This window comes from Flavobacterium hankyongi (assembly GCF_036840915.1).
Lineage (GTDB): Bacteria > Bacteroidota > Bacteroidia > Flavobacteriales > Flavobacteriaceae > Flavobacterium > Flavobacterium hankyongi.
Window position 1 is genome coordinate 369,516 of record NZ_CP085725.1, and the last position, 12,077, is coordinate 381,592.

Sequence of the window (12,077 nt, forward strand, 5' to 3'; positions counted from 1 at the left end):
GTTTCTAATTTTCTGGTAATAAGCCTATTAGATTTCTTAAATTCAAACCATTTGTAGTTAAATTATATCTGTTCTTAAATTGACTTTCTTCAATAAAACCATCTTCTTTTAATTGCGCCACAAGTTGCTGATTAAATCCTGATAAATTTAAATCTCTGTTTTCTATATTTGCCGCTCTAAAAATTGATATTTCATGTTTATTTAGTCGTTCCACAACAGATTTAAATTTCTTTTTTAAATCTTTGGAATAATTTAATTCAAATAGAAAATTGAAGAGCATACCACCTAATTCAGTGAAAAAATATCTACTATCTCTATAATTCATTAAGCCTAGATTTCTATAATAATTAATTAACTCCGTTGATGAGTAATAACTTCCGAAATAATCATAGTTTTGTAAAAATTCCTCAAGTCTTCCACTCGATTGTAAATAGTTATAAGTTTCAAAAACTGTGTAGGGAATTTCGAATGTCTTTTCGTTAAATTTTACTTCATTTTTTTCTTTTTCTAGTTTTATTATATCTTTTAATTTGCTAATCTCAGCCGAATCAATCTCTTTTTGTTGAGATAATTGATCGATAAGTACTTGTTTATCAATCTCTAAAGATTCAATATTAGTTTGTAGCATTTCGATAGTTCTAGTTCCAGATTTTTGGCTCTGGATCTCAAATTCCTTAGAAGCAATAACTATCTTATGATTATAATCTTCGATGCTACTATCATATTTTAATTTTTTCCTATATAATAAAGCTTTATTAATAGCTTGTTCAAGTAACATCATTAGATAAGGAATAGCTAATACAACTACAGCTGTCAATAAAACTGGCCACAAAATTGCGCCCCAAAAAGAATATTTTTCATCAATTACTTCAATATTTTTTTCGATGCTGTTCTTCGAATTCAATAAGATTAGTATAGGGCGCCAATTACACAAGATAAAAGTGATTGTATACGTCCCAAGTATCGGATTTTTAAGTCTTTCTCGGTAAGAATCCAAAACATTTTTCAAATATTCGAACATAATTTGTTTTTTCCAAATGTAAGTATTTTGAAATAAATGATGAAATAGATGGGATTGGTAAAATTTATCTTTATAAAGATAAATAAGTGATTTTTTAGAAATCTTAGTTTCCCTGTAATAGATATTAGGGAAACAATAAGGGAAACAAATTCTTGATATTTAGTTTAAAGGTATATAAAAAATAAAAAACGCAACATATTGATTATCAATTTATTGCGTTTTAGAATTTAGTGACCTCGACTGGATTCAAACCAGTAACCTTCTGAGCCGTAATCAGATGCGCTATTCAGTTGCGCCACGAGGCCTTTTTGTAATCAGGAGAAGTATCTTGCTGATTGCGGGTGCAAATATAGGTATATTTGATTAATATGCAAACAAGATTTTAAAAAAATCTTTCTTTATTTTTTAATTCTCTAATGCTCTTTTAGTTACATAATACCTCCAACCTATAATTGCCATTTGCCATTTCTTTGCTTTTGCAATATCCAGTTGTTGTTTTGTAAAGCTAGGTAAAATAAGCTTATTGATTTTAGCTAAGATTTTATACATACGTTTTGTTTTTGACAAAGATAAAAAAAGACTGTCAATTGACAGTCTTTGTATTATTAAGCTTTTCTGGTTTTCATTTCAGATTTTGCTTTTTCCATTTCTTCTTTGGCTTTCTTCATTTCTTCACGAGCCTTTAACATTTCTTCTTTCGCTTTTAGCATTTCTTCACGTGCTTTTTGCATGTCTATATTGCGTTCCTCTCTGTCATATTGCATTTTTTCTCTCATCTTCTCCATTTCAGGACGCATTTTCTCCATACGTTCTTTCATTTTTTTCATGTGAATTTTTGAAATTTCCATTTCTTTAGCGCTTTCCAGAGCATCGCTTTTTATTCTTTCGATATCTTCCGGGGTAAAACGCATTATTTCTTCGTCGTTGAATTTGAAAATGAATGGCCCGTTGTCATCTGATTTGAACTCAAATTTTCCATCAAAATCTTTATCCATTTTTTCTAAATCAGCAAAAGGAATGTCTAATTTTTCACCATTAATAATAACTTCGGGATTACCATTTTTTCCTCTTTTTCTAACAACAATTTTTCTCTCAATAGATTTTCCGTCAGTATCATCATCAGAAAAACTCCATGCAAATGATTTACTTAAGCCTTCTTCAACTTCTTTTTCTATTTTTTTTCCTAGTTCATCTTCGTCAAAATCTTTGTTAACTTCAGCTAGACGTTTAATTGCGTGAGATCTTCTTAATTCCATTCTAGGTTTACCAAAACCAATTCTATTGTTTCCATCATTACTGGATTCTTTATAAAAATGAATTGGTTCGATAGGAGTATCACTTTGTGATTGCATAGAACCATTGTTTCCTTTATTGTCTTTGTATTCTACTTTAATGCTAGTGATTTCACCTTGTGAATTTCTCTTTACTTTAGAGACTTTTAAATTTACATCGTGCTCGCTTTTAAGCATTTCTGTATTTTTTTTAATGTCATTGTCTGATGAGTTTTTATCAATTACAATGGATACAACTTTTTTATCTACTTGTTTTTCAACAATTTTATTTTCGCGTTCCTGTGCAATAACTTTTACTTGAAATAAAATAAAAAAGGATACAAGTGCTGGAATTACCACTGCGTATTTCCATGAATTTCTTTTGTGGGATTGATTTTTGTTTAACATAACTATTCGTTTTTTGATTAATGATTGATAAAAATGATTTGTGATTGATAAGCAATTTTGATGAGAAACTACTTTTAATAGGGCTTTTTGATATACTTTTTTGTCTTCAATTTGCAAACAGGCTTTTTGATCAGCTATATATTCTAAATTTTGGATGATTGCTTTTTTGTATAGCCACATGAATGGATTAAACCAAAAAACGATACAGAAAATTTTTGCAATTATTATGTCTATCGAATGTTTTTCTTCGCTGTGAACCTTTTCATGAAGTAGAATACTTCTTAACTCATCATTTGTATAATAATCAGAGTTAAATACAATGTAATTGAAAAATGAAAAAGGAGCAATATCTTCGTTTAAATCTACTAATGAAAACTTATCTTTTTTGATTACCTCTTTGTTATGTAATAATTTTGCTAAGGACACTAAGTTTGTAATCACTTTTGCCAATAAAAATGCTGAAATAACTATATAAGATGCAATTAGAATTTGGTCCCAATTTATTGTGAAAGATTCAGTTTTAGGAGTAATTTGTGTCTTACTGTATTGAATCAAATCATCTATTGAAACTTTTTGTTTTTCTATCCAAATAGTCTTTTTAATGAAAAATAAAGGAAGAATTGCAGATGTAAAAAGTCCTGCTAGTAAAAACCATCTATTTGTATTAAAAAATGTTTCTTTTCTTAATAAGAAGTGGTAAGCTGTAAAATATACTACAATTAATGCACTAGCTTTCAAAAAGTATATGAAAATATTTTCCATACTATTCCTTTTTTTCTATTATCTCTAAAATTTCTCGTAGTTCTTTTGCTGATATTTTGTCTTCTTCAGCAAAAAATGAAACTAAATTTTTATATGAACTATTGAAGTAATTTTCGATGGCGTTTTTCATAAAACGTTTTCTGTATTCTTCGATAGTTATAATAGGGTAGTACTGATGTGTATTTCCAAAAGCATTGTGTCCTACATAGCCTTTATCCTCCAAATTTCTGATTATAGTTGAAAGTGTATTGTAATGTGGGGTTTCTTCGGTAATCTCAGCCATGACTTCTTTTACGAAAGCTTTTTTTAGCCTCCATAAGATTTGCATGATTTCTTCTTCTTTATTAGTTAACTTTTGCATGATTGAATAATTGATAGTTCAAACATATAACTATTTTTTTAGTTAACAAACTATTTTTATAGTTATTTAACTAAAATTTAAGTTATTTTTAAGAGAGTGAAGTTGTATTTTGTTGTATTTCAGAGTGTTGTTTTTCTTTTTGAACAAGGTTATACACCCAAATTCCTAAAATAATTGCTAGTAGACCTAATAATGTCATAAAAGCCCAATTGATTTGATAGCCCATTTCAAGGCCATATTTTTTGCCGAAGTATGAAATTATTTCCATTCCAATTTTAGCTGAAGAAATATGGGCTAAGCTATAACTCATTGTAAAAATAGCCATATATCTCCCTTCATGGCCCTTAGGAGCTCTGCTCATCGCAAATGAATTTGAAAATGGAAAAGCAAACATTTCTCCAAAAGTCATAAAGAGCATCATGATAACTAAAATACCACTCCACATATTAATAAGCATTAAAAGCATACTTATTGTCATGGCTAAAGCTCCAAATGTTACTACTTTAACTTTATTAATTTGTTTTCTTTCAACAATACTAACTATAGGCATTTCAAGAACAAAAATTAATAATCCATTCATCATCAACAGAAGCCCTGTTTGAAATTCGGTTAAATTGAATTGTTCTTTATGATACAACGGAATTGTTGTAAAAAGTTGGAAAAATAAAATTCCTGTAATAGTACAACATGCTAAAAATATCCAGAATGGCTTGTCTTTAAAAACGGAGTGAGTAAGTATTTCACCAGGATGTTCTTTGTCTGTATATTTTGATTTCTTCTTTTCTTTAACCGTTAACCAAAATATTAAAATGGCAATAATGCAAGTGACTCCATCTACCCAAAACAACCCTTTATAACCAATATTCATAATAATTAATCCCCCCATTGCAGGACCAGCAGCAAACCCTAAGTTAATTGCTAATCGAACCAGTGTTAAAGCTCTAGTTCTATTCTCTTTTTTGGCATAAGCACCTAAAGAAACAAACATTGCAGGTCTAAACATATCGGCAATAACCATAATGAAGAACATGCTTAAGCATAATCCTGTAAAACTCGTTATAAACTGAAGGATGAAAAAAGCGATTCCACTAAAAAACAAACTAAAAATCATGATTTTATAAAAACCAATTTTATCAGAAAGTTTTCCTCCCAACCAAGATCCAATCATTGATCCTGTTCCAAAACAGACCATGATCCATCCAACTTGTGAATAACTAAAATGTAAATCTTCTTTTAAGTATTTAGACAAAAATGGTAAAACCATTGTGCCTGCTCTGTTGATGAAAGTAATGAGTGTTAAAATCCAAATTTCTCTTGAGAAACCTTTAAAATTGTCGAAGTAACGATTAATGGCTTTTTGAAGCATTTGTAGGAGTAAAAGTCAAATTTACGAAAATAAGATGTTGCTGCTTCTGTGGTTTTAAAGTATTTTTGTTAAAATTTTTATAATGAAAAAGTACTCATACGTATTAGTTTTTTTGTTTTCAGTTTGTTTAAATGCACAGGAAAAGAAATTGGAAACTTCGTTAGAATATCAGCAAAAATTGAATAAAGAATTTGCAGATAGTACTTCATCTCCTTTGATGGAAGCAGATTTGAAAACTTTTAAAGCTCTTGATTTTTATCCTATTGATGAAAAATATATTGTTGAGGCAAAATTCGTAAAGGCTAAAAGAGAGAAAGTCTTTGAAATGAAAACAACAACAACAAGGCTACCCAAATATAAAAAGTATGGTGAATTGCATTTTACTTTAGATGGAAAAACATTTAAACTAAATGTTTATCAAAATATTGATTTGAGTAAAAAACCTGGATATAAGGACTATTTGTTTTTGCCGTTTACAGATTTGACTTGTGGTAAGGAAAGTTATATAGGTGGTAGGTATTTAGATGCCCGAATTCCTAAGAGTGATGTGATGATTATTGATTTTAATAAAGCATACAATCCGTATTGTGCCTATAATTATAAATACTCTTGCCCATTAGTTCCGTTAGATAATGATTTGGATATCGAAATTAAAGCCGGAGTTAAAAAATTTCATGACTAATGTTTTATAATCTTCATACACATAAAAAGACTCAACTTTCTGATGTTTTGGAAATTGTAAATCAGTATCCAAAAGAGTTTGATAATAATGTCTCTTTTTTTTCTATTGGAATTCATCCTTGGCACATAAATCCTCAAAGTATTGATGAAGAACTAAATGTTATTGATGAAAAACTCCAGCTTAATAATTGTTTAGCACTTGGAGAATGTGGTTTAGATAAACGTATAGAAACTCCAATCGAATTGCAACTCCAAGTTTTTGAAAAACAATTATTACTTGCAAAAAAGCATAAAAAACCTGTAATTTTGCACTGCGTTTCTGCGTATCAGGAAGTTATTAAAGTAAAAAAGAGCATGAAAATTGAAACTCCAATGATTATTCACGGATTTTCAAAGAATTGGCATGTCGCTAAATCACTTCTTGATAATGGATTTTATCTTTCTTTTGGAAAATATTTGTTGAGAAACCCTGAACTTTCATCAGTATTTAATCAAGTACCTAATGATAGATTTTTTTTAGAGACAGATACTGTAGAAGAAACAATAATTGAAGTCTATAAGAAAGCTTTGGAAATTAAAAATAGTGATATGGAAAAACAAGTTGAAGATAATTTTAGAACAGTTTTTTCATATTTAAAACATAAAAAATTAAAATTTAGAGAATGGCAGTTTGGCAAGAAAGAGCGGAATTATTATTTAAAACAGAAGGATTAGAAAAACTTAAAAATGCTAACGTTCTTGTAGTAGGAATGGGTGGAGTAGGTTCGTTTGCAGCCGAGTTTGTGGCGCGTGCTGGTGTTGGAAAAATGACTATTGTTGATGGTGATGTTGTTGATATAACTAATATTAATCGTCAGTTGCCAGCGTTACACTCTACAGTTGGTTTACCTAAAGTGCAATTGATGGCGGCTAGATTGTTAGATATTAACCCTGATTTAGATCTTACAGTAGTTCAAGAGTTTTTATCTCCGGAAAGAGCAAATGAAATAGTTACTAATGAGTTTGATTATGTAATGGATTGTATTGATAGTGTAACTCCAAAGCTAAATTTGATTCTTGCAGCAAAAAGAAAAAAAATCAAAATTATAAGCAATATGGGAGCTGGTGGAAAGTTTGAAGCGAGTAAAGTATGTGTTAAAGATATTAGTAAAACAGATTACTGTCCCTTAGCAAAACAAGTAAGAAGAAGACTTAAAACAGAAGGAATATCAAGCGGAGTAAAGGTAGTTTACTCATTCGAAAGGCCTGATTACAGCAGTGTAAAAATGACCGATGGATCTAATTTCAAGAAATCATTTTATGGCACTAATAGTTGGATGCCAGCTTTATTTGGTCTTCATGCTGCAGAAACCGTAGTGAAATATTTATTAAAGAAATAAAAGCAGTTTAATATTTAATAAAAAACCGAGACTTATAATCTCGGTTTTTTAATGTTAGTTATTTTTTATTTTTATCTGCATTAAGAATATCTTTTACAATCGCTTTTGAAATCGAATCTTGATTTACCGTTTTTACTTTTTTAACCTGTACAACTTTTATGGGTCTTACTGGTATATAAATTTCGGTTACCCAAGTTGAGGCCGATTTTTCTGTAAGTACATTTTTAGGTATGAACTCAATTACTTTATAAGTTGGACTCTGTTCTAATTTATTCTTTTTAATGAATTCATTAATTTTAGCAATCGCTTCTTTTTTGTTAACGTAATTTCCAGTTAAAGTAGCCTTTACTGCCCCAAAAGGATTAGTCTGTCCATTAAAAATATCACTTTCGGATGTTGTGTAAACTTTTTTCTCAGTTGGTAGTGCCACAGAAAAAGTGATGATATCGTTTATGGTATCTTTTTTATGATAAATGATAAAAGGAGAACCTTTAGCAGTTACGTTTGCATTTACAAGTAATTGGTTAAGTTTTGGTAATTGACTTTTAATTTGTTTGGGCAAATCTTCCGTTTTGCAAGCCAAAGGACGTTGAATGTAAAATATAGTATCTAACCTTACAAAGCCTTCAAGTTTTACAGTAAAACTTTTTATTTCTCTGGTTAGAATGGTATTAACCGAATTTAATCCTTCATCAAATCTATTATCAAAATTGTTTTTAGTTCCTTTCCCAATAATACTTAAAAACTTATCTCTAAAACTCAAGTTTCCATCAGTAGACCATTCTAATAATGTTTTTTTAGAAAGTGTATCCTTAATTTTTAAAGTAAGATTGTTTTCAATCTCATTCAAAAGAATCTTTTGAATAACTGTAGTATCGTCTGGATTTTGAAAATCAATTAATTTTAATTTTTCTTCTTTCCAAGGATTTATGGAATCCCAATTTTTTCTGTCTGAAACATACTTGTAAACAGTTTCCCTTGGCAAATCAATAAGTTTTGATCTTTTTACAGAATATTTTCCATCTTTAGTGGCAACAAATACCGAAATGGTTCCTGCTATCAGAAGGAGAAGTAAAATTAAATATTTTGCAATCTTCATGTTGTATTGTAGGTAAGGCTTGGTGCAGTAAAAATAAAAAAAAATGTTAAAAAAATATAATTTTTCTTATTCTTTTAACAACGACTTAATTACAAAAAGAAGACCAATAAAAACCAAAAAAGCTACCAGTATCCAAAGGCTACCTTTGTAGTATTGTTTGTGTAATTTTAGATCTTTTCTATATGAAAAAATCATAATGCAAACGAATGAGATAAAGAAAATAAGGGCGAATATAAGTTGACCTTTACTAAACATAATTTTTTTCTGTAAAAATAAGTAATTGTGGATTGATATCGCTATTTTGCAACTCAAATAAATACATTAAAAATGCAAAAACAACTTAATGCTGTAAAAGAGTTTCATAACGCTTTTGGATTGGGAGTACAGGAATTACCAACAGGTGATTTGGGAGAAAACAAAAATATGCTTCGTTTTAATTTGATGAAAGAAGAAAATGAAGAATATCTTGAAGCAGTTCAGAATAATGATATCGTAGAAATTGCAGATGCATTAGGAGATATGCTTTATATTTTATGCGGAACTATCTTAGAGCATGGATTACAACATAAAATTGAAGAAGTTTTCGATGAAATTCAGCGTAGTAATATGAGTAAATTAGGAGAAGATGGAAAACCTATTTATCGTGAAGATGGAAAGGTAATGAAAGGGCCAAATTATTTTAAACCTAATTTTGAAGAAATATTGGGATAGTATTTATTTCCTAAATAAAAAGGCGATTTTAATTTTAAAATCGCCTTTTTTGTATTTATTAATTTCAATTAAACTTGAACTGTCCAACCAAAAGTATCTTCAGCTAATTTATATTGAATATCAGTTAGTTTTTCTTTTAAATCTAAAGCGAATGATTTCTCTAATTTAGGTAATTCAAAATATTCGTCTTTGTATTGAAATCCAATGATAGGATTAACTACCGCAGCCGTTCCAGCTCCAAAAATTTCTTTTAAACTTCCGTTTTTAGCAGCTTCAACTAATTCATCAACTAAAACAGGACGCACATCAACAGTAATACCTTCGCGTTTCGCTAAATCGATTAAACTTTTTCTGGTTACTCCATCTAAAATTCTATCACTTGTTGGTGCAGTATATAAAGTATCATTAATTCTAAAGAAAACATTCATGGTACCACATTCTTCAAGTTTTGTGTGAGTAGCGTCGTCTGTCCAGATGATTTGTTGGAACCCTGCATTGTGTGCCAATTGTGTTGGGTAAAACTGTCCTGAGTAATTTCCGGCAGCTTTTGCAGCTCCAATACCACCGTTTGCAGCGCGACTGTAATAATCTGCTATAAGTACTTTTACATCGCCAGAATAGTATGCTTTTGCTGGTGACATAATAATACAAAAACGATATTGAGTAGATGGTTGTGCAATTACACCACTTCCAATAGCAATCATAAAAGGACGAATGTATAATGTATTACCTTTTCCGTTTTTAACCCAAGCTTCATCTAAACGAATTAAATCTTTTAGTCCTTCAACAAAAACAGATTGAGGAACTTCGGGCATACACATACGAACCGCAGATTTGTTCATTCGGATATGGTTTTCCTCTGGGCGAAACAACCAAACCGAATTATCATCTTTTTTATAAGCTTTCATTCCTTCAAAAATAGCTTGCCCATAATGGAAGACTTTTGCCGAAGGATCTAATAAAAAAGGTTCGTAAGGTTTAATTACGGGTTTTTCCCAAGCTCCATTTCGAAAATCGCAAACTAGCATATGATCTGTAAATACACTACCAAATGTTAGTTTTTCAAAGTCAACTTGGTCAATTTTTGAAGTAGCGGCCTTGATAATATCAATTTCGCCAGTAGTTTGTAAGCTCATTACCTATTTATTTTTTGCTAATTTAATAAATAATAAGCCGCATTGTTAAATTATGGTCAATATTTGGTTGTTAATTGATTATTTTTTTTAAAATTTTAAAATATTTTATCCTTCATTGCTGTTTTGATAATTTTTTTAGATTTATGTTAAAGTTAATATACGTTTTGATCTATTTCTTATAGATTTGTATTTAAAATCAAAAAATAACTATAATGAAAAAAATATTACTACTTGCTGCATTTTCCTTATTGCTTGCGTCAAACGATGTTAATGCTCAATCTAAAAAAGCTGCTACAAATACAAACGATTATGCTGTTTTTGGAGAAAAATTTACTGCTTCTGGAGTACTAACAGAAAAAGCAATGCTAAAAAAATATAAGACATTAAAAAAAGGAGATACTGTTGTTATCAAATTCAAATCAAAAATTAAAGAAGTTTGTAAAAAGAAAGGTTGTTGGATGAACATGGATTTATCAGGTAACAATAATTCATTTGTACGTTTTAAAGATTATGGATTTTTTGTGCCTCTTAATGCTGACGGTAGCGAAGCAATCGTAAATGGTAAAGCTTACATTGATGTAGTTTCTGTTGATGAATTACGTCATTATGCAAAAGATGCTAAAAAATCTCAAGAAGAAATAAATAAGATTACTAAACCAAAAGTAACTTATGCTTTTCAGGCAACTGGCGTTTTAATTAAAAAATCATAATGAGGGTCTTAATTTTATTGCCAATTGTAGCTCTATTATTTTCTTGTGAAAAAAAACAAGAAAAATGTGAGCTCCCAGCAAAAGAAGAAAAAAAGTTTGAGATGTATGAAATGTCAGAAATGGCAATGCTCATGGAGCAGATGTATGTTGATAACGAACGATTAAAACAAAGAATTATTAAAGGAGATACAATAGGAGAGTTTCCTCAGCATTTTTTAAAAATTCATAAAGCTGTGATGACAGACAAGCAGGAAAATGATGAATTTTTTAAATCACATGCATTGGCTTTTATTCAATCTCAAAAATTGATTTATGAAGACCCTAAAAACGCTAAAGAACATTTTAATGCTAGTATAGATGAATGTGTAAAATGTCATGAGGTGAAATGTGGAGGGCCTATTGTGAGAATTAAAAAATTATACATTAAATAATTGGAACGAAAAATTATAAAGACTGATGACGGTTCAACAACAATTCAGTTAACGGATTGGGGTGAGTGTTATCATTCTAAACATGGAGCCATTCAAGAGGCGTATCATGTGTTTATCAAAAACGGACTTTCTTTAGTAGAAGACAAGTCCGTTTCTATTTTAGAGATTGGTTTCGGTACAGGTTTAAATGCTTTTATTACTTTTTTAGAAGCCAAGCAAAAGGATTTATCCATAAATTATGTTGGAGTAGAAGCGTATCCTATTTCGAAAGATGAAATCGAACATATGAATTATGTTGATGAACTTCAAGCCGAAAATTTTAAGGACATATTTTCAGTTATGCACAATGCAGAATGGGGAGAAGAAACTAAAATTGATGAAAACTTTACATTGACTAAAAGGAAACAGTTTTTTCAGGATATTGATGATCATAACCAATATGATATAGTTTATTTTGATGCTTTTGGTTATCCTTTTCAACCGGAACTGTGGAGTGTGGAGATTTTTGTTAAGATGTTTAAATCTATTAAAGAAAGAGGAATTCTAGTAACCTATGCAGCAAGAGGAGTGGTTAAGAGAGCAATGAAGGAAGTAGGTTTCGAAGTTAAAAAAGTTCCAGGACCTCCAGGAAAGAGAGAAATGTTTATTGCGTTTAAGAATTTTTTAAGGAAAATTTAATAGTTTTTGGGTATTTTGTTTTTCAAAATTTAGTAAATTTGAGAATATCAATACCACAAAATT

15 protein-coding genes and 1 tRNA gene are annotated in these 12,077 nt (G+C 29.7%); 7 read left to right on the forward strand and 9 right to left on the reverse strand.

Annotated features, from left to right (window positions below; translation table 11 throughout):
* Positions 1-4: 4 nt before the first annotated feature.
* The 6 genes from LJY17_RS01765 to LJY17_RS01790 all read right to left on the reverse strand — a co-directional run bounded on the left by LJY17_RS01765 (position 5) and on the right by LJY17_RS01790 (position 5,189).
* The gene (locus tag LJY17_RS01765; RefSeq protein WP_264542155.1) at positions 5-904 is read right to left on the reverse strand and encodes a hypothetical protein; all 900 of its coding nucleotides are present in this window, start codon (positions 902-904) and stop codon (positions 5-7) included.
* A 348-nt stretch (positions 905-1,252) separates the two neighbouring features.
* A tRNA-Arg gene (locus tag LJY17_RS01770) sits at positions 1,253-1,326 on the reverse strand.
* A 100-nt stretch (positions 1,327-1,426) separates the two neighbouring features.
* Positions 1,427-1,570 carry an SsrA-binding protein gene (locus LJY17_RS01775; RefSeq protein ID WP_264542156.1) on the reverse strand — a complete coding sequence of 48 codons (144 nt, stop codon included), beginning with the start codon at positions 1,568-1,570 and terminating at the stop codon, positions 1,427-1,429.
* 56 nt (positions 1,571-1,626) lie between these two features.
* The gene (locus tag LJY17_RS01780) at positions 1,627-3,462 is read right to left on the reverse strand and encodes a M56 family metallopeptidase (RefSeq protein WP_264542157.1); all 1,836 of its coding nucleotides are present in this window, start codon (positions 3,460-3,462) and stop codon (positions 1,627-1,629) included.
* 1 nt (position 3,463) lies between these two features.
* Entirely contained in the window at positions 3,464-3,823 is a 360-nt protein-coding gene (locus LJY17_RS01785) for a BlaI/MecI/CopY family transcriptional regulator (protein WP_264542158.1), read from the reverse strand.
* A gap of 88 nt (positions 3,824-3,911) precedes the next feature.
* Complete coding sequence (locus LJY17_RS01790; protein WP_264542159.1) at positions 3,912-5,189, reverse strand: MDR family MFS transporter; 1,278 nt, start codon at positions 5,187-5,189, stop codon at positions 3,912-3,914.
* 82 nt (positions 5,190-5,271) lie between these two features.
* On the opposite strand from LJY17_RS01790, the gene LJY17_RS01795 reads away from it, so the two are divergent.
* From LJY17_RS01795 to LJY17_RS01805, 3 genes are read left to right on the forward strand one after another with little or no spacing between them, the layout of a single operon-like run.
* The gene (locus LJY17_RS01795; RefSeq protein WP_264542160.1) at positions 5,272-5,871 is read left to right on the forward strand and encodes a DUF1684 domain-containing protein; all 600 of its coding nucleotides are present in this window, start codon (positions 5,272-5,274) and stop codon (positions 5,869-5,871) included.
* Positions 5,871-6,584: a TatD family hydrolase gene (locus tag LJY17_RS01800; RefSeq protein WP_264542161.1), complete on the forward strand. Its 714-nt coding sequence runs from the start codon at positions 5,871-5,873 to the stop codon at positions 6,582-6,584. Before LJY17_RS01795 ends, LJY17_RS01800 begins: the two co-directional genes overlap by 1 nt.
* Entirely contained in the window at positions 6,533-7,249 is a 717-nt protein-coding gene (locus LJY17_RS01805) for a tRNA threonylcarbamoyladenosine dehydratase (RefSeq protein ID WP_264542162.1), read from the forward strand. The genes LJY17_RS01800 and LJY17_RS01805 overlap by 52 nt, the downstream gene beginning before the upstream one ends.
* 58 nt (positions 7,250-7,307) lie before the next feature.
* Here the strand turns inward: LJY17_RS01805 and LJY17_RS01810 are convergent, their stop codons facing one another.
* Positions 7,308-8,348 carry an AraC family transcriptional regulator gene (locus LJY17_RS01810; RefSeq protein ID WP_264542163.1) on the reverse strand — a complete coding sequence of 347 codons (1,041 nt, stop codon included), beginning with the start codon at positions 8,346-8,348 and terminating at the stop codon, positions 7,308-7,310.
* A gap of 66 nt (positions 8,349-8,414) precedes the next feature.
* Positions 8,415-8,603 (reverse strand): hypothetical protein, encoded by a 189-nt coding sequence (locus LJY17_RS01815; protein ID WP_264542164.1) that lies wholly within the window; start codon positions 8,601-8,603, stop codon positions 8,415-8,417.
* Between the two features lie 72 nt (positions 8,604-8,675).
* Here LJY17_RS01815 and LJY17_RS01820 point away from each other — a divergent pair, with 72 nt between their 5' ends.
* Positions 8,676-9,059 (forward strand): nucleoside triphosphate pyrophosphohydrolase family protein, encoded by a 384-nt coding sequence (locus tag LJY17_RS01820; protein ID WP_264542165.1) that lies wholly within the window; start codon positions 8,676-8,678, stop codon positions 9,057-9,059.
* Positions 9,060-9,127: 68 nt separating this feature from the next.
* Here LJY17_RS01820 and LJY17_RS01825 read toward each other — a convergent pair whose 3' ends face one another.
* Positions 9,128-10,195 (reverse strand): branched-chain amino acid aminotransferase, encoded by a 1,068-nt coding sequence (locus LJY17_RS01825; RefSeq protein WP_264542166.1) that lies wholly within the window; start codon positions 10,193-10,195, stop codon positions 9,128-9,130.
* Between the two features lie 212 nt (positions 10,196-10,407).
* On the opposite strand from LJY17_RS01825, the gene LJY17_RS01830 reads away from it, so the two are divergent.
* The 3 genes from LJY17_RS01830 to mnmD are packed head-to-tail and all read left to right on the forward strand — an operon-like array spanning position 10,408 to position 12,014.
* The gene (locus LJY17_RS01830) at positions 10,408-10,905 is read left to right on the forward strand and encodes a DUF4920 domain-containing protein (RefSeq protein ID WP_264542167.1); all 498 of its coding nucleotides are present in this window, start codon (positions 10,408-10,410) and stop codon (positions 10,903-10,905) included.
* On the forward strand, positions 10,905-11,336 hold the full coding sequence (locus LJY17_RS01835; RefSeq protein WP_264542168.1) for a hypothetical protein: 432 nt from the start codon (positions 10,905-10,907) through the stop codon (positions 11,334-11,336). The genes LJY17_RS01830 and LJY17_RS01835 overlap by 1 nt, the downstream gene beginning before the upstream one ends.
* Positions 11,337-12,014, forward strand: a complete 678-nt coding sequence (mnmD, locus tag LJY17_RS01840) for a tRNA (5-methylaminomethyl-2-thiouridine)(34)-methyltransferase MnmD (RefSeq protein WP_264542169.1) — start codon at positions 11,337-11,339, stop codon at positions 12,012-12,014.
* Positions 12,015-12,077: the final 63 nt, after the last annotated feature.